Raw genomic sequence first — 23,654 nt, 5'->3', positions numbered from 1 at the left:
TTAATAAAGAAATATGGGAAGTGCACATATATAATCTATGTGCACTTTATTAGAAATGAAAAAGATAAAGATATTATTACCTTTATCTTTTTGCATTTTTTATAAAGAGTAGATGGAATAAAACCTCACTTTACTGTTGTTATTTTAAGAATGTGTTTTTTCCTTTTCATCGCCTACAATAATATTTCTTGTTTTGTCTATATAAGTTAGTAATGAGCGGTATTCGTCTTCGTATACAGTTAAACGCTGCAGAAGTGAATCCCGCTCATTTGTTAAATCTATAATTTTTTTTCGTAAATCTTTCATATCGTTATGTTCTTTATAATTTCGCAAAAAGGTAATGACGTCATCTAATGTAATAGGTGAAGGAGTTAATTCTTTTTCTTTTTTATAAGAGAATTTGTATTCTTTCGCTTTTCGATGTTGTTTAGCATGTTGTATTTCGTCTTCGTATTGTTTTCGGACATATGAGTTCCAACGAAATCCACAAGCAGCAGGTGTCCTCGCTAATTGTTTAGCTACCTCTTTAAATGCAGCTAACTGTGTTCCACCGTTATGAATATTCTGAAGTACTATTGTTGCCAGAAGTAAATCGTTATCATTAGTCCATGAATCTTGTCTTGAAATTACCATATTTCAATCTCCCTTATGCGTTTTTTATTACATATATGCAATTACTTAAAGCGATAGAAGACCAATTTTTCTTGAAATATAAAGGTTTTATACTTAAATAAGAGATAGGTTTAATATGAAGAGAATGAAAATTAAATTAAAATAGTTAGGAGTAAGTTGATAGAAGTCCACATTCTATAAATTGCTATTAAAGAAATCTATTTGATTTTAAATGTAGGAATGAAAGTAAATATAAATTAGCTATACAACTAAAATAATATTTTTTTGCATATTTTACTGGAAGTAGAGCATGATATTACCAAAATCAATGGAGGTGTGTAAGAAATGCAAATTCGAGAAAATAATAATTCAAACGAAATTTTGATAGCAGCTGCAGCAAGCGCTATTGAGCAAATGAAATATGAAATTGCAAAAGAATTTGGCGTTACACTTGGGCCGGATTCAACAGCACGAGCAAATGGTTCAGTAGGCGGAGAAATTACGAAACGTTTAATTCGTATGGCACAAGAGCAATTATCTGGTCAATATAAAATTCACTAAGAGCAAATGTATGTGTATGAACAAATGGGTAGGAAAGGAGTGTGAAAGTATGATTCACACTCCTGTTTTATTTTAGTGTTTATAGAGTATAAATAGGTTTTTACTGTTAATTAAATTTAGAAAGAGAAAATTTAGCTGTAAAATTCATTTTCTTCATGAATGAAGAATTCGCTCCTGCTTGGAATTGTACAGAAATATTACCATCTTTTGTTGCTTTAAATACGCGTCCATAAGGTGAATTAGCATTGTATGTACCAATTACTTGATTGTCTGCATCAAAGACTGTATAAGAAATTGGGAATCCTGAATTTGTTACAAAGACCGTAAGTTCTTCACCCTTTTTAAGGTTAAAAGATTCCTTTTGAGACACTTCATACGAACTCATAGAATAATATTTTGTAACCTCTTGAATTTCTAAATCCATAGTTGCTGCACTAGCTTTTGTTGCTTCTCCCCCTGGTAAATTCATACCTGAAAGTACTGCGATTCCTAATGCTCCTGCTAAAATGACTTTTTTCATAACTCTAGTTCCTCCTTTAATATTTTATGAAATTTGACAAGTGAATTTAAATATCACTTACTGAAACTATTATAGTTACAACGAGAATTATTATCAATATTGAATACTATGCAATTTTGCATACATGAGGTACATGTACCTGTCAATCAATCTAAAATTTTAAAGTGTTCCTAGAATGGAAATTTCATCTTTATTAAGTTGTACATAGGCATTTAATGGATTGCTTCCTTTTTGGAAGAATTTTCACCGTAACTTAATAACTATACGGTTTCCCTCATTTAAGAAAAGAAGGGCTCTGGTGCAAAAAACATTTGATAAAGACATAGAACCTACATGGACTGTTCAATGACAAATTATGATGCAATTCTAAACAATTTATCTGAAATAGGTGAGAATACCCCATGCCCATCAACTTAAGATTTTGAAGTACCCCAAAAACGAAATTTTTCTCGCCAAATTTATTTATGATAATTAAGTTCACTTTTTTGTTTTTGTTCACGAATAATAAAGTTGTTTAAAATAAAATGGATACTAAGAGACTTAGTGTCGTTTTTTTATATATCGTTTATAATGATTATATAGAATATTCGGTAATTTGATATTTAACACAAAGACAATAGTAATAATTAAAAAAAGGAGAGGTATTTATGGACATTGATTTATTAGTAAATCGGCCAGAGCATATAGAAGATGTTGCTAAAATGGTTTATAAAGAATTTGTTATACCAACTAGTAGTAAAAAAACATATGAAGAAGTTGTCGATTTTTTTAAGGAAACATACGCAGATATATTTCCAATCACTTTTATAGCGAATGTAGATGGTCAATGTGTAGGGACAGTATCAGTATTTGAAAACGATTGGAAAGAAAGACCTCAATATAAACCTTGGTTGGCATCTTTATATGTTGAGCCTTCATATCGAAGTCAAAAGATAGGGTTTTATTTAATCAAAGACTTGCTAAAACATATGAAAAAAATAGGTTATACGAAAGTATTTTTAAAGACAAAAAATGCTTCAGCTTACTATGAAAAAAGAGATTGGGAACGCATTGAAACAGTTCTAGATGAACAAGGTGAGAATGTCGATATTTTTAAATATACATTATTGAAATGATAGGAGTGATTATTACAGATTTTGCTCTCAAGTTAAACAACCTGGTTCTGGTGCAAAGATAAAATGAAAACCAGTAAAACGCATATATTCCTAACAGAATTGTATTTTATGCTACAAGTTCAAACAATTGATGGATGAATTCTTTCTGATTTTGGACAGACTGGTCCCGTAAATCAATCTGTTCTTTTTTAATCCTATGCATAGCTTCTACTCCAGAAAGAATGGATGTAGCTGTGTCAAAGCATTTGAACCCTAGCGTAGAACGGATTCGTTTCTTTATAAAGCGATGATCTTGTTCTACTATGTTATTCAAGTACTTTTGTTGTCTAAGTCGCATACCGTTAGGTATGCTTTTTTCTTTTTTCAACTGTTCAATTGCTATAGGATAGGCTGGATTCTTGTCGACTGTTATAACACGAGGCTTTGAAACATGAAAAGACCGCAAAGCTTTCTTGAAAAAGCGCCTTGCAGCCTTCTGATCTCTTGTTTTGCTTAGGAAAAAATCGATTGTGCTTTCTTTCGAATCAACAGCACGATACAAGTACATCTATTGACCTTTTACTTTGATATATGTTTCATCGACTCTCCAAGAGTCATTTGTTTGTTTGAGGTAACGTCGGATCCGTTTATCCAATTCAGGACCATACTGATGAACCCAACGCATAATCGTTGTATGAGAAATGGATAAACTCCGTTCCTCCATCATTTCCACTAAATCACGAAAACTAAGGTTGTACCGGTAGGTACCATCTTACCGTTAATAAGATAATATCAGGCTGATAGTGCTTCCATTTGAACAAATTTTTCTTTTCCATACCAATCACACACCTTTTTAGAGTAATAGTATCAGTATGTCCAAGTTTTATAGATTTTTTGCACCAGAACCGAAATACCATGTCTTTTGAAAACAACGAAAGATCAAATGGTAGTTTCTCAGGTTCGCGATTTGAATCAATAGGATATTTTCTAAATCGATTTACATGTGCTGTCATGTAGGGACTTAAATAACAAATCAATTTTTTAATGATTTAAAAACGGATATCAATCATTTTATTATGCGTGAAGGGGGCCATAATCCAGCATCAACTCCATCAGAAGAAGCTCTGGATGTCAGATAAGAAATTTCAAAAAAACTTTTTCACAGAATATTCGACATTTTTATTGGTTGTAATTATATAACAAAAAATGTAATATAATGTTATTCAATTTAGGGAATACAGAAAACGCCAAAAATGGCCCGAAAGAAAAATGTTCGTAACAGCTTTAGAAAAAGGGGAGGTAATGTATTAACATTCATTCTATTGCTTAAATAATTTAAATCATATATTGAAGGTGGAGAAAAAATGAAAACAAAAACGACTGAATTATTGCCTTTAACTCAAGCACAAAACAGAATATGGTATACAGAATTACTTTATCCGAACACAAATGCCTGTATTCTCTCAGGAACAGTAAAGATACAAAAACAGATAGATATAGATGTTTTGCAACAAGCATTTCAATCTGTTATTAAAGAAAATGACGCTTTTCGAATAAAATTAACTCTTGAGAATGGTGAAGCGAAGCAGTATGTTGAACCATATACATATAGAAAAATAAACTTCGTTGATTTTTCTGAAAATTCAACGCGAGATGACGTAGAAAATTGGTTAGATTCTCATGATAGAATCCCTATGAAATTGTATGATTCTGAATTATATGAAATCACGATGTTTAAAATTCATGATGAGGAATATGGTTATAATATTAAGATTCATCATATTATATGCGATGGAATTTCTTTAGCTCAGATTGGTGAAGATGTGAATCGAAATTATGCTGATATGATAAAAGGAACGTTTTTTGATACGTATAAAAAGCATTCGTATCTAGATTATATTCAAACGGAAGAAAAGTATGAGAAGTCAGCACGTTTTCAAAAAGATAGAGCGTTTTGGCTGGAGAAGTTTCAATCTCTTCCAGATTTCACTGAATTGAAACCTTATAATCCTTTATTAACGAGTACAGCTGCGGAAAGAAAAACCTTAGAAATAAGTGTGGATTTTTATCACAAAGTAAGAGCGTTTTGCAAAGAAAATAAAATTAGTATATTCACATTTTTCTTAGGTGCTTTATATATGTATATAAATAAAGTCACAAATGAAAAAGATCTTATTATTGGAACAAGTTATGCCAACCGGACCACAAGACAAGAAAAAGAAACAGTGGGAATGTTCACTAGTACGGTGGCTGTTAGAGTTTCTTTAGATCCTGAAGATAATATAATTTCATTTTTGCAACAAGTATCGAAGGAGCAAATAAAAATCCTTCGACACCAGAAATATCCGTATAATCAGCTGATTAAAGATGTTAGACAAATACATACTATGCAAGATCTTGGTCGACTCTTTGGTATTGCTATGGAATATCGTCCATTTAGAAGTATGGTAGATATGGATGATACTAAAATGGACATGAAAAGTACTTTCTGCGGAAATGAAGTGAATGACCTTCTTGTTCATGTAGTTGAAAGAATAGATGAGGGATATTTAGAGATATATGCTGATTATCGCACTTGTCTATTTGATGAAAAGTATATTGATGCACTATTCAGACATGTATTCGTAATTGCGGAACATATCATGAATCATCCTTTTGAAAAAATAGCTGAGGTGTCTCTAATTAGTGAATATGAAACGAAACAGTTATTGAATGAATTTAACAATACTTCTTCTGAATATCCACATGAAAAGACGATATATCAACTGTTCGAAGAACAGGTAGAACGTACACCTGATGCTATAGCGGTGGTATTTGAAGATCAACGTTTAACATACAGTGAGCTGAATAGTCGTAGTAATCAACTAGCGCATTTTTTACAAAAAAATAAGGTAGGACCAGAGACAAAAGTGGGCGTTTATTTAGAGCGTTCTATGGAAATGATTATTAGCATTTTAGGTATTCTTAAAGCGGGCGGAGCTTATGTACCCATTGATCCTGCATATCCACAAGACAGAATTGCATATATGTTAGAGGATTCAGAAGTTCCAATTTTAATTAGCCAAGGCAATAGCGTATCTAACCTTCCAAAGCATAATACGAAACTAGTTTTATTAGATAAGGATTGGACATTCATTACTCAGGAGAGTATGGAGAATACGATTAGTAATGTCACTCCAGAAAACCTAGCGTATATAATTTACACTTCGGGATCCACTGGTAAACCAAAAGGAACATTGGTAGAGCATGGTAATGTAGTACGACTCTTTTTGTCGACAGAGAAATGGTATAACTTTAGTAATCAAGATGTTTGGTCAATGTTCCATTCATTTGCATTTGACTTTTCTGTATGGGAGTTATGGGGAGCGTTGTTGTATGGAGGCCGTCTTGTAGTTGTGCCATATATGGTGAGTCGATCTCCTGAAGCATTTTATGAATTACTTTGTAAAGAAAAAATTACGGTACTTAATCAGACACCTTCTGCTTTCCGTCAACTTATGCAAGAGGACGAAAAGCAGAATAGTGGGGAGCTAAATCTTCGTTATGTTATCTTTGGTGGAGAAGCATTAGATTTGGCTAGTTTACAACCTTGGTATGAGCGCCATGGAGATCAATATCCATTGTTAGTAAATATGTATGGTATCACAGAAACAACAGTTCATGTTACTTATCGACCACTTTCATGGGAAGATGTTCGAAATCCGCAAGGAAGTATAATTGGAATTCCTATTCCTGACTTAAATGTATATGTTTTAGATCAAAATTTAAAACCAGTTCCAGTCGGTGTTGTAGGTGAGATGTATGTTGGTGGTTCTGGGGTCACACGAGGTTATTTAAATCGATTGGATTTAACTCAAGAACGATTCATTTCAAATCCGTATAGTTCTGATTCTAACTCAAGACTTTATAAAAGTGGTGATTTAGCACGTTATACGATGAATGGGGAGCTTGAATATTTAGGACGAATTGATCAACAAGTCAAAATTCGAGGATTCCGAATGGAAATAGGTGAAATTGAATCGGTTATTAGTGCTTTTCCAACCATTCGTGAAGTAGTCTTGACAGTACATGAAGATGAAAATCATGACAAGCGTTTAGTTGCTTATATCGTTCCTGTATTAAATCAAGAAATCTCTATAAATGAATTGCGTTCCTTTATGAAAGAAAAATTACCAGATTATATGGTACCTTCTGTATTTATTAAATTAGATACACTACCACTGACTACAAATGGAAAGGTTGATCGTAAAGCATTACCTGCACCTGATACAAGTAACTTTATGGTAGAGTCTGGTCAGGTTGCTCCTCGTAATACATTGGAGATGGAGTTAGCTGGAATATGGGAAGATCTTTTAAATATTAATTCGATTGGTGTGACTGATAATTTCTTTGATCTTGGCGGTCACTCCGTACTGGCTGTTAAGCTTATGTCATTAATTGAACGGAAATTTAATAAAAAATTACCAATATCGGTATTATTTGAAGGGCAAACAATCGAGCACTTAGCACAGCTTATTAGTGGGGACGACGATTTCATGCCAACGTCACCTTTAGTCGCTATTAATTCTAAGGGTTCACTTCCTCCAATTTATATCGTACATCCAGCTATGGGACAAGTTATGTGTTTCGCAGACTTAGCTCGTGAACTTGGTCCAGATCAACCTGTTTATGGATTACAGTCTGCAGGTCTATATGGAGAACGAGAGCCGTTTACTTGTTTAGAAGAAATGGCGGCATACTATGTTGAAGCAATTAAACAGAATCAACCAAAGGGACCGTATTTAATCAGTGGATATTGTGTCGGTGGAATTATTGCATATGAAATTGCATATCAACTTCAAAAACAAGGAGAGACAGTGGACGTATTAGCAATTATAGATATTTGTCCTCCAAGCGCAGCAAGTGATGGAGTAGACGATGCTTTTATAGTTTGCTTCTTCGGTGATACTCTATTAAAAAGTTTTGGTATCAAGATGGAGCAACTTTCAGTTGAGGAATTACGAAAAATGAATGATACGGAGCATGTGCAGTATTTAATGGACCTATGTAAGAGAGCGGATATTGTAAACGCTGATTTCACAACAGAACAAATGGAAAGTTGGCTTCGTACTTGGAAATCTACACTTTATGCAGTAAATGGTTATCAAGCAAAAATGGCACCACTTCCTATTACTTTCTTTGAAGCAATAGATGGGGAATACAATGGCATGGATTGGAGTCGTCATACATCAGAAAAGGTAGAAGTGGTTCAAGTAAATGGAGATCATTTTACAATGTTACGAAATCCACATGTAATTAGTTTGGCAGAGGGTTTACAGCAAACACTTAAAAAAGCTACTTCGAAGGTTACGAATTAAGGAAATTCTAATTTAGGAAAATAATATTATAAAGTGAAGTGACCTTTAGTATTCAAAAAGCACAACAAAGAAACCTGAGTTCTCTATTTATATGGACTCAGGTTTTTTCATTTCTTTTTTGAAATCTTTGGTGATGTAAATAGGGTAGAGAGAAGATCCATTTTGATCAAACTTTTTTCAAAATGGATTCTTTTTATTTATTTTAGGGAAAATTGTTTTGTTAGCTTGATAGCGATGTGGTGGTACCCAACATCCATCAACTTACGGTATATTTTTATACAAAATGTATGGTGACCCCATTTACAAGGATTTATTTACATTTTTTAATATAAATGGTAATATGTTCCGGTATTGTTTTTTGGAAAATAAATAATATTTAAAAAGGATGGGGATTCCATGAAAAAAATAAAAATGTTTTCTGCTTTAACAATTAGTCTATCTTTATTTATTCCTTCTTTTAGCCCTGTACAAGCAGCCTCGCCTTCGACAATCACTTATACACAGACGGGAGCGAATTATATGTATTCTAATGCACCGGAGACTGTATATGGTTCCAAGGTAGATCCATCTTATTTACATCGTTTTGAACCTGGAAAGTATTCTTACTATACATTACAGCGCTATGTAGAACCCAATAAAGAATATGTCGCTGAATTTTATAACCACAACAATGCAGGAATGGAATTACAGTGGGGATACGCTATCTACAATGGAAGTAGTTCAGCGCGTACTGTTACAATAAAAAACGATTCCTTTAAACAAGGGACACAAAAAGATGGAAATTCTATGAATGTAGCATCGCAAATGGAAATTGAATACGCTAACGACACAAAAACAGAAACAAAAACAATTCCAGCATGGTCTAGTATTTTTATAAAAGAACAAAAAATAGCAGGTGGGAACACAGTCACAGGTAAGCTGAAATTCGTGACAAATGGAAATCTTACTGTCCGTCAATTCGTTTTTAAGAAAAAAACGGATGAAACGTTCCCAACAGCAACAGAAGTTATGGATCTAACAAAAACACCACAAGTATATGTGTCCACAAGCGACCAAACAACTGCAAATTATCGAACAGATACAAGAAAAGCAACGATAGATTATAATACAACAAAGAGTTTTTATGTTGGGAGTAATTTAGAGAATGCTAAACAAAACGTTGGAATTAATGAATACGAAGATCCAATTGATCAGTTGTCCGGTGCACATTCTATTTTAGATGGAAACTATGGAATTGTTTATGAATTTACTTTTAAAAATGCAGCGGGTAAAAAGATAAGAATCACTCCTAATTATTATAAGGGGACTGCATCTACTTTCGTTTATTATGATGGAACTTGGAAGCAAGCACCAAAAATCAGCAGCGGCACGCATGAAATTACTGTCCCTACAAATGGTGTTATTAAATACATCTTGCCGGGCGGAACCAATGCATCGAAACTCTTTGAATTTATAAATTAAAGTAAAACCAGGGATTATAATTCCCTGGTTTTTTATACTTTACAATCCGGTATATATCTGCGCCATATGCGAAACGATATTGCTCTTCAACTTTTACCTTGTCAAATCGCTTTATTAATTGTTCTTTAGGCGTTTTTGCAACATCCTTCAAGGAAAATAGCCCCATGCCATGCAACGCCTCTTCAGTAGCAATTCCAATTCCCCATACTTTTTGTAGAGGCTTGATTTAGCATAACTTTTTCGAAACATCCTCGTATGACCACGTAGCAATCCTTGATTTTGAATGTTTACTTTCGACATCAAGAGCAACCTTTGAGAGAAATAAGTTAGGGGCTATTCCGATTGATGTGGTTATGCCAGTTGTATCATATATTTCTCTTTGAATCCTTTTAGCAATTACAATTGGATCACGTTCGAAAAGGTGGGCTGTTTGTTGCATGTCTAGTAAGCATTCGTCGATTCAGTTGTCAATATTTTTTCTTATTTAATACACTATTTAAATTCTTAGTAATAGGGCGCTATCCCATCTCTTTCGTGCTATCTCTTTTATTTGTTCTCTACTGATTCCGTTCCACAACTCTCGTTTTTTTAGTTCTACCTCTAACTTGGCTCTAGGGCAACCTAGTTTGCGACCAATAGCTGTGTAGCTCATTCCTTGCTCATGTAAGATGACTGCTTGTTTGCACAGTGTATCCCATCGTTCCTTTCCTTTCTCAGTTCTTTGCATTCTGGGGTACCGCCACATCACCATCAAGCTAAGAAAAGCGAATACCTCAAAACGAAAAAAACGACCTAAATTCTCATAAATAACTGTTGTAGTGATATAAAATTTTCGTTTTAGGGATACTTCAAAATATTAGCTTGATGGACATGGGGACGAGCCCCTAAAATACAATTCCGCTAGAAATTTTTGCGCTATATTCTCTTTTATTTATGATAGTTGATTAACAACACTTTCTAAAAATTTGTCTACCTTTTCTTTTGATGTATCCGGTGTATGATAACCAATCGTAAATGTAAGTCTTCCATTATAAAAGCTTGCACCCATTGAAAAGAATGGCGCATACATAATGGGTGATGTCATATACCCGTCCTCAGCTTGAACTTCGCCAAACTGAATAGGTTCATCAGCGATCACCCCGAAATTTGTCAGTAATGGCAACGCCATCCCCATCTGTAAAGCCTGTTCGTATTGCTGATTATACATTTCCTTCACCACAGATAGCTTCATACCTGCCAGTAGCTCCATTCCTGCTGCTGAAGAAAGACCTGGATTTTGAGACTTTATTTTATCCATTGATTGTTTAATTCGAACGAGAGTCTGATTAAATGATTCATCATCCTCCATTTTAATCACTGGCATTTCCATGCCGGATAAGTTGCAAATAGCACCAGTTGTATAATTAGGCAGATATCGACGTAAATCAATTGTTAAACCGATCATTTTTTCTGCAGTGCGAGGTTCTGCATACACAGTGAAATGTGATAAAGCTCGGAAGTATGCAGTCATGATTACATCATTCAAGGTAGCCTGTTGTGCTTTTGTCCATTGGGTTAGACGTAGAGATTGCTCATGGCTCAACCGCCGCACGGACATTTGAGGGAATTTATTTTTGTTGGGTTGAGATGGAAAAGACCATAACGATGCCTGTTGTTCTTGGTTAGGACGATACGCGCTTTTTATGTCCGATATTCCAGCATATTTGAATACATGTGATTGATCTCGAAAACTCTCATTTCCCTCACCAAATTCCTTTATAATTTGATTCTTAGATTGTCCCAAGGAAAGTTGAGTATAAATTGCTCCAAGCAAATTAATATATTCCTTGACCCCTGCACCATCTGAACATAGATGAGATAATTTCACAACTAACATATCTGTTGTAGTGCCTCGTAATAATTTTGTTTGAACCATAGGCCCCTGAATACGATCACCAGGTTCTTTAATAAAATCTATTGCCATTATTTCAAGTTCTTGATTATTTCCTTCTGCAAAAAGGCAAATAGGTGAGTTAGTGGCAGATGAATGTTCCTCCCAGTAAGGAATATCATTTTCTACAAACCGGCTGTTCAAAACCGGCTGCAATTGTAACGTTATCCTTACTGATTGTTCAAGTATTTTCTTTGATATACCTACAGGAAAATAAAGAACTGCGTTAATTTGTTGATCTGCAGAATAAAGACCTAATAAATGATTCATTCGATCTTGAGGTGTTACTGAAAACTTTCTTTGTTCCATAATTTTGTCCCCCTTTTAAGACTTTTTTTGGTATAACCTTATTCTTCATATGGTTGTAACTTTTCTAGTCACTTTTCTTCAAGAGTAAATAATTCTTATTTTTTTGATTTTTTTACGAAAGTATCTTTTCCGTACTGGTTCCATTCTTTTTGCGGCTCTTTGTAGGTGATATACCCATTATTTTATTGTTATTACTACTTCCTATCTCTTTCTAGAAAATCAAACGAAAGTCAATTTAGTTTATATATATACAAACATTTTACAATAATGTTTGGTAATTATCAATAAAACAAATAAATCATTTTTATGTCTGTTAATAAAAAACAATAATATAATACGTTCAGGTGTTACTTCATAATAAAAGGTTGATGGGCATGGAGGACCACCAACCTTTTATCATATTGCTTTAGTTGTTTGTATTCATTATTACATTGTTTACAAATAACTCCTGTTTGCACTTGTATCACCTCATCATTTTCAACAATTAATCTTTTACAAAAAAATGATGTATCAGGTTTTTGTACAAATGGAGGAAAAGTAGGCGTATATGGCGCTAATGTACGAAAAACAGCATCTGCTAGCGCTAAGGTTGTAGGTTTCATTAATAAAGATACTAATGTAACTGGTACTTGGGTTAATGGAGAATATGTCCAAGGACATTATGATAATTCATCTAAATGGTTATATATATCTTCATTAGGTGGTTATATATCTAAAACAACTTTAATTAATACTTGTGGTGCATAAAAAATAAATTGGTAATTAATTGAGTTCTTTTATCTTTTATTATTATTTATAGGGGGCACATCACATCGCTATCAAGCTAAAAAAATGTATCTATTAAACGAAAAAAACGCTATTCTTTTTGTAGAAATATACAGAAAGGGTGGCGTTTTTGGTATGGATTTATTGACTTCTGATGAACTAGAATTATTTTCTAAAGAGTTGCAACGATACATGTCGCCTGACGCTTTAGAGTAATTAGCTAGAAATGTAGGATTTGTTAAACGAAAAAGTAAATATCGCACACAAGATTTAGTGGCCCTATGTATTTGGTTTAGCCAAAACATAGCTCATACTTTATTGACACAATTATGTAGTCGATTAGAAGCTAACACAGGCGTTTCTATGAGTCCAGAAGGACTCAATCAACGTTTTAATTCTCAGGCTGTTCAGTTTTTACAACAACTCCTAGCATATTTACTTCACCAACAATTTTGTTCTTCTAGCAAGATTCCAACTTTGTATACAAACTATTTTCGGCGTATTCGTGTATTGGATTCTACACATTTTCAGGTTCCAGATAAATTTACTTCTACATACCAGGGCTCAGGTGGTAGTGGTCAAAATGCTGGTGTGAAAATTCAACTAGAGTATGATTTACTAAGTGGTCAATTCCTACATGTTCATGTAGGATCAGGGAAGCACAATGATAAAATGTATGCTTCTACTTGTTTAACATCCCTTCAACCGAAAGATGTATGTATACGTGATTTAGGATATTTCGACTTAAAAGATTTACATACTATAAGCGAGTGTGGTGCTTATTTTATTTCACGATTAAAGCTCAATACACGTATATATCAGAAGAATAAAGAACCTGAATACTTTCAAAATGGAACCATAAAAAGGCACTCTGAGTACATCCAATTAGATATGGAACAATTTATTGACCGATTACAGTCAGGTGAAACATATGAAATTCCTGAAATCTATATTGAAATGTATCAAAAGCTTCCTGCAAGACTTATTCTGTATAAATTAACTGAAACGCAAATGAAGCGTAGACAAAAGGATTTAGCATCTAAAGAACATAAGAAGCAAATTACCTATAAAGAACGCAGTAAGCGGCTTAGTGCAATTAACTTCTACGTTACAAATATTCCTTTGGAATATCTGCCAAAGGAGCAAGTATACGATTTTTACTCCTTACGATGGAAAATTGAACTTATCTTTAAAACATGGAAATCATTTTTTCGTATTCATCAATGTAATTCTGTAAAATTAGAACGACTAGAATGTCACTTATACGGATAATTAATAAGTATCCTTCTTTGTTCCTCCACCATGTTTCAAATGCGCTAACTACTCCTTATCAAGAAGAAACGAGAATTAAGCGAATATAAAGCAACTTATATCATAAAAGATTATTTTTCACTTATTTATCAATCTTTGCAAAAAGACACCCAAGAATTAACAAAGATATTGTTTCGTCTGTTCAATCTTTTACAGAAAAACGGACGAAAATCCCATAGGTATGAGAAAAAAACAGTTTTTGATATCTTAGGCGTCGTATACAACTTTTCTATGTCTCACAATCATGTAGCGTAATCCAAAAAATTGAAACCCATTAGGGTTTATTTGGTATGCAAACCTTTAAAAAACTTACATTGGATCTTTAGAAAAAAGAAAAAATCTCACGTGAAATTAAACTTATATAATCTTAGCTTGATGGCTATGGGCTGTACCCCAAAAAGATACGTTGTTAGATTTAACAATTTCGAAACAGCTATCGATTGCCTTTGGGGTTGGAACAACTGTGGCCGGCGCAGATACCATCCGCGATACGAGCCTTCCCCTGATTCATTTGGGGCGTCTGCGTACACAGCATGGAACCAATACATTTTTCTAAATGATTTGTATAAAAAGTGCACCATCCTATCTTAATGGCGCACTTTTTTATTTTATTTAATCCGAGAAGGTGTAATATATTCTAGCCATAGAATGCCATCATACTGTTGATTTGGAATCATAATTTCATCCCTATATCCCCAATGTTGTGCAATTATTGGCGTATACATCCAAGATGTTTCAGGACGATTTTTCTCACCTTTTAAATTTACAAATACTTGTGGATGTTGCGCAGCTTTCAAAATTTCTTCGATACTATTGGATTCATGTTTCTCCTTTACATATTCGATTGTTTTATTGTCCTCAGAGTTTAGGCTACTTCCGCTATACGCAAATAAACCAATGGTATACATCTGATCCTTTATATGCTTTGGCAGGTAATCTATCATATTTGGTCCTACGAATTCAAATTCATTTGTGAAATCCTTAATCATTTTAGAATTCTGTTTTCGAATATGATAATTATGACCCCATACCATTATTTTTTTACCTGTATATTGTATTTCACTAAGCCATGCTAAGTTTTGAGCCATCTTTTGGTCACGTGAATATAATGAGTAATTATTGTAAATAGTGTAGTCAAATGGAATGCTATACTTCTCTTTCATTTGATTTGACATATATGTTTTAAGCGAATCAATACGAGTACTAATTGTCTTTTCTAAAAGATTTACATCATATAATGATTTAGGTGCCACTTGTCGTAATTCATCCTTATGTTGTTGGATAAATTCTTTTATCCTTTCATATTTTCCTATAAGGGGTGTCTGCATTGCTTGAAACTCTTTATAGGAAGACACAGAACGATATTTAAAGATATCACCTTCCGCTTCTGTAAGTAAATTAGCTACTTTAGGATTCAACTTCTCAATCCATTCGGAAGCAAAGGTTGCAAATGGAAAATTTTCAATTTTATACGGGATTTGTATGTCAAATCCGGTTAACATAAGGGGTGTCCCTTTTTTCTTTTGTTCCTTTATGTATTGAAATAATTCTTCCACGTCTTCTGTAGACCATACAGAAGAAATAGATTTCTTCATCGCTTGTTCAGCTGTTAATTTATCTAACTCTTGATACCCTGTATTTGCCTCCGCAAACCCTGATTCAAATGCAATTACATCATAATCCATTTCTTCATGTAAATACTTAATTATACGAATCTTTGATTGGTTTATTTCTGTTGAACCATGTGTTGATTCACCAAGGAGAACGATACGTTTGTCTTGTACCGTTTCTTTCAAGAATGATAAATCCTCATACGTATAAGCAGTTGGTTCTTTTAATTTTTTTGCATGCTCCTCAACCCATTCTTGCCATTTTGGCTGATCCACTGGTTTTTCTTCAGCTGATACTGCTGTTGTAAATGTCGTTAGTGCAAGAATAGATGCTGTAATTCCTACTTTCCACTTTGATAACACACATACCCCTCCTGTATTTGCTAGATTCCCCACCCATTTATGAAAAGAATTTTCTATAACCAATGTATGGGCTTATGTAATTCATTTCCTTACATTTATATTAATAAATAGATATGGTGTAAACAAGAGAAAAGACATAAAATTCATTTTAATTAGAAAAGATAAAATAATTATCTGAGGCTGTACCCATTCACTCAAATTGGAGAACAATTCATTTCTTAAGTTGATGGCGATGTATGGTGAGGCCTATATGCAATAAAAAAGCACTCGTTATGGGTGCTTTTTTTATTTTTTATATAGAAATTACACATTAAACATATATTTATGCGGGATTTTTATTACACTGATAAGAATAACAAAATGAAGATGAAACCATATAAAAACAAAAGGAATCCTAAGATGAGTAGTATTGCACGAAAGTTGAACATAGTAGACCTCCTTGGAGTATATAAATAATTTTAATATATTGTTGGTCTATTTAGAAGAGTAACCATAAATTTGGGGAATTATGAATGATGAAACCAATAGCAATTCTCGCAGGTGCTGCCGTTATCGGTGTGGCGTCTTGTTTGGTGTTAAGGGTTGATAAGGGATAACAAAACAAATGAGTGTGAATTTGAAATAAAGTAGTATCGTTTTAAAGAAATTTATACTGTTTTCAAAAAAATCGGACCTCTTTATACCTTTTCGATTAAAGAATTCTAAGTGAGTTTTAATCAAACTTTTTTATAAAAAAAAATTCATCCAAAAAGGGGTAGCACGCTATGCCCATCAACTTAAGAATTCGGAATTATCCCAAAACGAAAATCACACATTACCTATTTCTATCATTGCAATTATTAATTGGAATCCTTCACCTGAAATGAATCGCATTTTAATTATGTGGACACTAGTTTTAAGCTTTATCGTTGGAGCAATCAGTTCAATATATCATCAAATAAAAAGCTAAGCATTTTCATACATAAAACAAAAAAGAGTCCTATTAATTTAGGACTCTTTTTTTACTTTTCTTGAATGTAAACTTTTGAATATTGGGGGGCAGTTCATTCCAGATTGGCCCCTCATACCCAGAATTGTTTCCATATTCCTACAAGAAACGGGTGAAATTTCTAAAAAAATGAATAATTCGAAAATTTAATTTATGCAATTTTGCATAAATGACTACAAGAAAATGTTTTTTTGTATACTCCCTAATAAGATGCATCTTTATTATACGTAGTATTAAGAGTAAGAGGAGAGATAGAAATGAAGAAATCCGTCGTTACATTACTAGCAACCGGAATGGTTTTAGGGGCTCCATTTTCAAATGCCTTTGCAGAAGAACAAGTATCGCAGCAAGAAGCTTTGGACAAAATGGAAGTCGTTCAAAAACAGTGGAATGATGAACAGGGAAATCCATCCTTCCTTTCAGGGGAATTATCTGATAAAAAAGTAGATTCAGAAAAAGCAGTAAAGGCGTTCCTTGAAGAAAATAAAGAATTATTTAAAATCAACCCACAAACTGACTTAACACTGAAAGAAGTAAAGTCAGATGATTTAGGAATGAAACATTATGTGTACATTCAATCTATTAATAAAGTTCCAGTTGATGGTGCACGTTTCATTGTTCATACAAATCGTGATGGCAAAGTAACAACAGTAAACGGAGACGTACATCTCGCTGCCGCTGACCGTTTGAAAGAAAATACAAAGGCAAAGATTTCAAATGAAACTGCTCTTTCAAATGCATGGAAACATATTAATCTAGCAAAAAAAGATACATTTGTAGAAACAAATGGGACTCCGTTGGAACAAATAAAAGAAAAAGCAAAATCTACAAATGAAAAAGAAGATTTAGTTATTTATGAAAAAGACGGGAATTATTACTTAACTTATAAAGTACAATTACAATTCATTAAACCTTATGGAGCAAACTGGAAAATCTATGTAAACGCAGAAGATGGAACAATTGTAGATTCATATAATGCAGTTACAGATGCAGACACTCCGCAAAAAGGCTACGGAAACGGCGTATTGGGGGATCGAAAAAACCTGAATACAACTTATAGCAGTCAATATGGAAAATACTATTTAAAAGACACAACAAAGCCGATGAATGGTGGCGTTATTGAGACAACTACAACTAATCATGGCACTGATTACGAGAATATAAAGAATTCCTATCTATACGATCAAGATAATGCTTGGGTAGATAAGAACCAAGCTCCTGCAGTTGATGCTCATTTTAATGCAGGAAAAGTATATGATTATTATAAAAATGTTCATAACCGTAACAGTTTTGATGGAAAAGGTGCAACGATTCGTTCTGGAATCAATTTCGGAACCAACTACAATAATGCATTCTGGAATGGACAACAAATGATTTATGGTGATGGAGATGGTGTTGAATTCGCACCGCTGTCAGGTTCTCTTGATGTTGTTGCACACGAACTAACACATGCGGTAACTGAAAAGTCAGCTGAGCTTGAATACCTAAATCAATCCGGGGCACTAAATGAATCTTTTTCTGATGTATTTGGATATTTCGTTGATCCAGCCAACTGGGATTTAGGAGAAGCTGTATATACGCCTGGAGTTGAAGGAGATGCACTTCGCAGCTTATCAAATCCTGAAAAGTATGGCCAACCTACTCATATGAATGATTATCAATATTTACCACCTACAGAAGAAGGAGACAATGGCGGCGTACATATCAATAGCGGTATTCCAAATAAAGCTGCTTATTTAACAATCAATGCTATTGGTAAAGAAAAAGCAGAAAAAATCTATTACCGTGCTTTAACAACGTACCTTACACCAACAAGTGATTTCAGCAAGGCACGTGCTGCTTTATTACAATCTACTGCTGATTACTACGGTGTTAACAGTACGACATATCAAGCTGTGCAAAAAGCTTGGAATGACGTAGGAGTAAAATAATAGTTTCATTGATAGGAAAATGTAAAAGGACACACTTGCTAGGAGCATCTGGCGGGGGTGTCCTTTTGGGTTCTGGTGCAAAAACTCTAAAGCTCTTGCAAGTAATTTCCTAAACTTGGACATACTGATAGTATGACTCTAAAACAGGTGTGTGATCGGTATGGAAAAGGAAAATTTGTTCAAATAGAGCATTATCAGCCGGAACTAATTTTATTAACAGTAAGGTGGTACCTACGGTCCAATTTGAGCTTCCGTAACCTGGTGGAAATGATGGAGGAAAGAGGCTTATCCATAGCTCACACAACGATTATGCGCTGGGTTCATCAAGATGGACCTCAATTAGAAGAGAAAATACGGCATCATCTTAAATCAACAAACGATTCATGGAGAGTCGATGAAACCTATATTAAAGTGAAAGGGCAATGGATGTATTTATATCGTGCCGTTGATTCAGAAGGGAATACCATTGATTTTTATCTAAGTAAATCAAGGGATAAACAAGCAGCCAAGCGCTTTTTCAAGAAAGCCTTGGCTTTTTCGTACAAGAGCAAGTTTTGATTAATCTTTTTTCAAAACACGCTCTTTCTTTTTGTTCTTTTATCAAGGTCATTTGCATTGATTTGAACAAACTTTATTCTAAAACAACATTGATAGCGATGTGGCGGCACCCGAAAAAGAAGTTCATTTTTTCTGAAAAATGTATATAGATGTGAGATTAATAATAAATATCCAAAAAATATTTTTATATTTCCTTAATTTATTCCTTTTCATCCAAATTAATCATTTATTACAACAGCTTTCACGTCTAAAATAAGATGTTTCAACAAAGGAAAATATAAGTATCTTTATAATGAGTTCCCAATATAATCAATGTGTTAATCAAAGGAACTCTGTGTTATTTTTGCTTTTCTACTAACTAATACAGCTTCAAACAATGGACACAATTGCTACATGCCAAGTGTAATTTATTATCCATTCAAAATTCTGTTTATTCAATCTTTCTAAAAATAAAAAAATATTAAACTCTTAAATATACAAGTTATAATGAGGATGTCGAGAGATAATCTATTACCTCCGGAGAAAATATCAACACCTTCTAAACTTGGACATACTGATACGATTACTCTAAGAAAGGTGTGTGATCAGAAGGAAAATTTATTCAAAATGCTTTAGTAGCAGCGGACATCACATTAGCTGGCGTAAACAATATCATCAATGCTGACGAAGTTATTGAAGCGATGTATAGGGTTGGAAGATAGATGCCTCGCGAATTAAGAGAGACAGGTTTAGGGGAATTGCGACCATACCTACAGGGATTACCATTAACAGTGAAATTTTTGGAGAGAAACAATCAAAGTAATAAACAGTTATTGGAAATATTATGAAATAGTTAACAATTCTATTCTCTATTGTTCTCCTAAGAGAGCCATTATCACTAAAATATACTACTATACAATTAAAATGTTTTGTGAACGCTAACAAATCCATTAGGTTGATGACTAGCAAATTTTTCAATTTTGATTAGCTTAGATGAAGGACACACGATGTGGGACAACTTGTAAGCAATTCATTTTTTCAGAAAGGCTAATATTCTTTAGCCTTAAAAAGAGACGTAAGAATAGGATACAAGGGGGAATTATTATATGAATGGGAATACTGCAAAAAAAATAGAATTTCAAGCTGAAAATACCGCAGTAAAAAATGAGAAATATCCAGATCCTAAAAAGTGGCATAAACAAGATACTACCTGGGCATTGAGCCTTTTTGGTACGGCAATTGGAGCAGGAGTACTCTTTTTACCTATTAATGCAGGTTCAGGTGGTTTATTATCATTACTGTTAATTACCATACTTGCATTTCCTGTTATGTATTACTCACATAGGGCACTTGCTAAAATGATATACGCTTCTAATTCTGCTGATGAGGGGATTACAGGTACAATAAGAGAGTATTTCGGAAATAAGGCAAGTATCATTTTTAACATAGTATATTTCGTCTCAATTTATACGATCGTGCTGATGTATTCGGTTGCACTTACAAATACTGCAAGTAGTTTTATCGTGCATCAATTGCACATGAAAGAGCCTCCAAGGGCCATTTTATCACTTGTATTAGTACTCGGTCTTATCGCTATACTAAATTTTGGTCAAGATATCACTGTAAAGATAATGAGTATGCTAGTATATCCTTTCATAGCTTCTCTACTTTTTATCGCAATATCTTTAATTCCACAGTGGAATACGTCAATGCTTAGTTTTTCAAGTGTTTCTACTGCTTCAACAGGAACAGGATATTTTGGAACGATATGGATGATACTACCAATCATAGTATTCTCGTTTAATCATTCTCCTATGATTTCGTCATTCGTTATGAAACAGAGAGCTACGTATGGAATAGAAGCTACTGATGCCAAGTGTGCTCAAATACAAAAAGTTTGTTATATCATGACATTCGCTGTTGTTATGTTCTTTGTTTGGAGCAGTACCTTAAGTTTGACTCCAAATGATCTAAAGATGGCAAAAGAACAGAACTTGTCAATCCTATCATATCTTGCTAATGAGCTTAATTCGCCTGTAATCACTATTGCAGCTCCTATCATTGCTTTTGTGGCTATTACAAAGTCTTTCCTTGGCCATTATATAGGAGCATATGAGGTAATGCGTGACATGATTATCAAGTTCGGTAAAACACGTGGAAAAGATATAGAAGAAAAAACAGTTAAGACAATGATCCTTACTTTTGTCGTATTAACATGCTGGTATGTTGCTTATACAAATCCAAGTATTCTTGGGCTCATTGATGCCCTTAGCGGTCCGTTAGTTGCTGCTATCTTATGTCTATTACCAATGTATGCGATTCGTAAAGTACCAGTACTAGCTAAATACAAAGGGAAAATGAGCAATGTATTTGTCATTGTTGTAGGTGTACTTACTGTCCTAGCAAGTATTAAGTCATTATTCTAATTCACTATTGTTGGTTTTGGTACAAAAATAGTGGAATATGAAAAAAGAACGAAAGATTCCTAGTAGAATTAAATTTTATGTTGTTAAACCAAAGAGATTATAGATAAGATATATTTGTTTTTGGACAGACTCTCACCTTGGAGAGTTTGTCCTTTTTTTATCATATGCATAACTTCTATTCCGACAATCACTTTTTTGCTGTTTGTAATGATTTTAATCCAAGCATATTGGGGTGCTGCCCCATCGCTATCAAGCTAACAAAATAAAATACCCCATGCTCATCAACTCAAGAGATTTTAATACCCTCAAATACCAAAAAACGTTATCCTTTCTAAACAAGATAAATTAGAAAGGATGGCGTTTTCTTATGAATTCCTCGATTCAAGATGAACTACTACTATTTGCAGAAGAATTACAACGATATGTTACACCTGTATTCTTAGAGGAACTTGCAAGAGAAATCGGATTTATAAAATGAAAACATAAGTTTTCTGCCACAAATCACATTAAGATACATCGGAATTAATAAGGAAGAAAAAGATAATATACTTGATACATTTCGCATCTAATTTAGATGCTTTTGTTAAGTGACAAAAAAGTTATTGAATTTACAATAAAGTCTTTTAAAAAATAATAAAGTTGTTAAAAAATGCGAGTCATCCTATTCAACAATCGGGCTAGGTTGTTGAGTAATTAAAATTACAAATTGTTAATGAAAAATTTAATTATTTTATATAAATCAACTGACACTCCTTGTCAGGATTGGTCTGTATAATAGATAATGTAGTAATTTCAAACAAATTAAATGGGTTTCTCCGTTTATAGTTTTGTTTAATGGCATTAACATTCACTTTAATCAAATAGAATTATTTCATTGGGAGCTTGTATAAAGCCAAGAAACTGGTTGCGATTGCTCATATTGCGGTCAAGATCCTTATAAGGAGTGAGACAAAATGGTGAATACGGAAAAAGGTACAAAATCATTCTTCACACACAGGAAGGTTATTGTTAAAGAGATACCTATCCATGTAGTCGAAGCAGGTTCAAAGTCAAAGTCAACAATCTTTTTTATTCATGGGTGGCCGGCATGTTGGCTAGAATTTGAAATAGTTATGACAGTCCTAGCTGAGGACTATCATGTAATAGCCATCGACTTGCCCGGTATTGGAGACTCGGAAATCCCGCTACAGTCATACAGCAAACGGAATATAGCAAGATATGTTCGAGGCGTTATGGATGCTATGAATTTAACCGATGTCACCTTAGCCGGATGTGATGTTGGTGGACAAATAACTTATGCCTATTTGAAGAGCTTTCCAAATAGGGTTGCACGCGCGGTCATTATGAATGTCGTCATCCCAGGAGTTGATCCTTGGGATATGGTGAAAAGCAATCCTTACATCTGGCATTTTGCTTTTCATTCTATACCTGAAATACCTGAACAACTTGTTGCTGGTAATGAATCTCTATATTTTTCCTACTTTTATGATGTCCTTGCAGGAAAAGGTAAGAAGATGAGTGGTGCTCTTAGAAAATCATATACCAATGCTTACACCCGTCCAGAAGCTCTGAAAGCAGGATTTGATTTTTATAGATATTTTGATCAGGATCAAAAAGATAATCTCGCGTCGAAAGATGAAATCGTTTTGATTCCGATTCTCTACCTGCGCGGAGAAGATGAACACATAGATATTGAAACATATATGAAAGGATTTAGAGAAAACGGTTTACAAAATATCAAAGCAAGGATAATCGAAAACTGCGGGCATTTTTCTGCCGAAGAACAGCCTATAAAAGTTGCATCCGCTATAAAGGAATTTGTAAGAGGTAACTAGACTAGGTTCTCATGATCATTTTTATCTTGAATCTTTGAGAAAGG

At 33.7% G+C, this 23,654-nt stretch carries 15 protein-coding genes and 5 pseudogenes; 10 read left to right on the top strand and 10 right to left on the bottom strand.

The features are described from left to right. Window positions 1-144: 144 nt before the first annotated feature. Window positions 145-633 carry an RsfA family transcriptional regulator gene (locus DJ93_RS27830; protein WP_042984666.1) on the bottom strand — a complete coding sequence of 163 codons (489 nt, stop codon included), beginning with the start codon at window positions 631-633 and terminating at the stop codon, window positions 145-147. Window positions 634-957: 324 nt separating this feature from the next. Between DJ93_RS27830 and DJ93_RS27825 the strand changes: the two genes are divergently transcribed. Next, window positions 958-1,173, top strand: coding sequence for an alpha/beta-type small acid-soluble spore protein (locus DJ93_RS27825; RefSeq protein ID WP_042984665.1), 216 nt, complete (start codon window positions 958-960; stop codon window positions 1,171-1,173). Between the two features lie 106 nt (window positions 1,174-1,279). On the opposite strand, the gene DJ93_RS27820 is transcribed toward DJ93_RS27825, so the two are convergent. After that, window positions 1,280-1,693 (bottom strand): hypothetical protein, encoded by a 414-nt coding sequence (locus DJ93_RS27820; RefSeq protein ID WP_042984663.1) that lies wholly within the window; start codon window positions 1,691-1,693, stop codon window positions 1,280-1,282. A gap of 647 nt (window positions 1,694-2,340) precedes the next feature. On the opposite strand from DJ93_RS27820, the gene DJ93_RS27815 reads away from it, so the two are divergent. After that, a complete protein-coding gene (locus DJ93_RS27815; RefSeq protein WP_042984662.1) occupies window positions 2,341-2,808 on the top strand; it encodes a GNAT family N-acetyltransferase in 468 nt (155 codons plus the stop codon). A 106-nt stretch (window positions 2,809-2,914) separates the two neighbouring features. Here DJ93_RS27815 and DJ93_RS31705 read toward each other — a convergent pair. Next, window positions 2,915-3,623: pseudogene (locus DJ93_RS31705) on the bottom strand (IS6 family transposase). Window positions 3,624-4,151: 528 nt separating this feature from the next. On the opposite strand from DJ93_RS31705, the gene DJ93_RS27800 reads away from it, so the two are divergent. Both DJ93_RS27800 and DJ93_RS27795 read left to right on the top strand, forming a co-directional pair. Further along, entirely contained in the window at window positions 4,152-8,144 is a 3,993-nt protein-coding gene (locus tag DJ93_RS27800; RefSeq protein WP_052109734.1) for a non-ribosomal peptide synthetase, read from the top strand. A gap of 396 nt (window positions 8,145-8,540) precedes the next feature. Then, window positions 8,541-9,605, top strand: coding sequence for a hypothetical protein (locus DJ93_RS27795; RefSeq protein ID WP_042984660.1), 1,065 nt, complete (start codon window positions 8,541-8,543; stop codon window positions 9,603-9,605). Here the strand turns inward: DJ93_RS27795 and DJ93_RS35055 are convergent. From DJ93_RS35055 to DJ93_RS32950, 5 genes are all read right to left on the bottom strand, one after another. After that, on the bottom strand, window positions 9,595-9,771 hold the full coding sequence (locus DJ93_RS35055) for a hypothetical protein (RefSeq protein WP_241484394.1): 177 nt from the start codon (window positions 9,769-9,771) through the stop codon (window positions 9,595-9,597). The two genes, DJ93_RS27795 and DJ93_RS35055, sit on opposite strands and share 11 nt — an antisense overlap. A gap of 60 nt (window positions 9,772-9,831) precedes the next feature. Continuing rightward, window positions 9,832-10,065: a Y-family DNA polymerase gene (locus DJ93_RS35050; protein WP_259300244.1), complete on the bottom strand. Its 234-nt coding sequence runs from the start codon at window positions 10,063-10,065 to the stop codon at window positions 9,832-9,834. Window positions 10,066-10,101: 36 nt separating this feature from the next. Further along, on the bottom strand, window positions 10,102-10,332 hold the full coding sequence (locus DJ93_RS27785) for a hypothetical protein (protein WP_052109733.1): 231 nt from the start codon (window positions 10,330-10,332) through the stop codon (window positions 10,102-10,104). Window positions 10,333-10,536: 204 nt separating this feature from the next. After that, window positions 10,537-11,844, bottom strand: coding sequence for a condensation domain-containing protein (locus DJ93_RS27780; RefSeq protein WP_042984657.1), 1,308 nt, complete (start codon window positions 11,842-11,844; stop codon window positions 10,537-10,539). 347 nt (window positions 11,845-12,191) lie between these two features. Then, complete coding sequence (locus DJ93_RS32950; RefSeq protein WP_142920658.1) at window positions 12,192-12,446, bottom strand: hypothetical protein; 255 nt, start codon at window positions 12,444-12,446, stop codon at window positions 12,192-12,194. A gap of 298 nt (window positions 12,447-12,744) precedes the next feature. Between DJ93_RS32950 and DJ93_RS27770 the strand changes: the two are divergent. Further along, a pseudogene (locus DJ93_RS27770) lies at window positions 12,745-14,175 on the top strand (IS4 family transposase). A 353-nt stretch (window positions 14,176-14,528) separates the two neighbouring features. Here DJ93_RS27770 and DJ93_RS27765 read toward each other — a convergent pair. Further along, window positions 14,529-15,893 carry an erythromycin esterase family protein gene (locus tag DJ93_RS27765; RefSeq protein WP_042984655.1) on the bottom strand — a complete coding sequence of 455 codons (1,365 nt, stop codon included), beginning with the start codon at window positions 15,891-15,893 and terminating at the stop codon, window positions 14,529-14,531. Between the two features lie 1,245 nt (window positions 15,894-17,138). Here DJ93_RS27765 and DJ93_RS27760 point away from each other — a divergent pair. From DJ93_RS27760 to DJ93_RS27750, 4 genes and pseudogenes are all read left to right on the top strand, one after another. Then, window positions 17,139-18,812, top strand: coding sequence for a M4 family metallopeptidase (locus DJ93_RS27760; protein WP_042984654.1), 1,674 nt, complete (start codon window positions 17,139-17,141; stop codon window positions 18,810-18,812). Window positions 18,813-18,972: 160 nt separating this feature from the next. After that, window positions 18,973-19,364, top strand: a pseudogene (locus tag DJ93_RS27755) (IS6 family transposase); the annotation flags it as partial. A gap of 611 nt (window positions 19,365-19,975) precedes the next feature. Then, window positions 19,976-20,172: pseudogene (locus DJ93_RS31700) on the top strand (L-serine ammonia-lyase, iron-sulfur-dependent, subunit alpha); the annotation flags it as partial. Between the two features lie 283 nt (window positions 20,173-20,455). Continuing rightward, the gene (locus DJ93_RS27750) at window positions 20,456-21,775 is read left to right on the top strand and encodes an aromatic amino acid transport family protein (protein ID WP_042984653.1); all 1,320 of its coding nucleotides are present in this window, start codon (window positions 20,456-20,458) and stop codon (window positions 21,773-21,775) included. Window positions 21,776-21,850: 75 nt separating this feature from the next. Here the strand turns inward: DJ93_RS27750 and DJ93_RS34190 are convergent. Beyond that, window positions 21,851-22,004 (bottom strand): annotated as a pseudogene (locus tag DJ93_RS34190) (IS6 family transposase); the annotation flags it as partial. Between the two features lie 724 nt (window positions 22,005-22,728). On the opposite strand from DJ93_RS34190, the gene DJ93_RS27740 reads away from it, so the two are divergent. Next, complete coding sequence (locus DJ93_RS27740; RefSeq protein ID WP_052109729.1) at window positions 22,729-23,610, top strand: alpha/beta fold hydrolase; 882 nt, start codon at window positions 22,729-22,731, stop codon at window positions 23,608-23,610. The last annotated feature ends 44 nt before the right edge of the window (window positions 23,611-23,654 follow it).

It is taken from the genome of Bacillus clarus (assembly GCF_000746925.1).
Taxonomy (GTDB): Bacteria; Bacillota; Bacilli; order Bacillales; family Bacillaceae_G; genus Bacillus_A; species Bacillus_A clarus.
The sequence above is the reverse complement of the archived record's forward strand: the minus strand, read 5'-3'. Positions and strand labels throughout refer to the sequence as shown.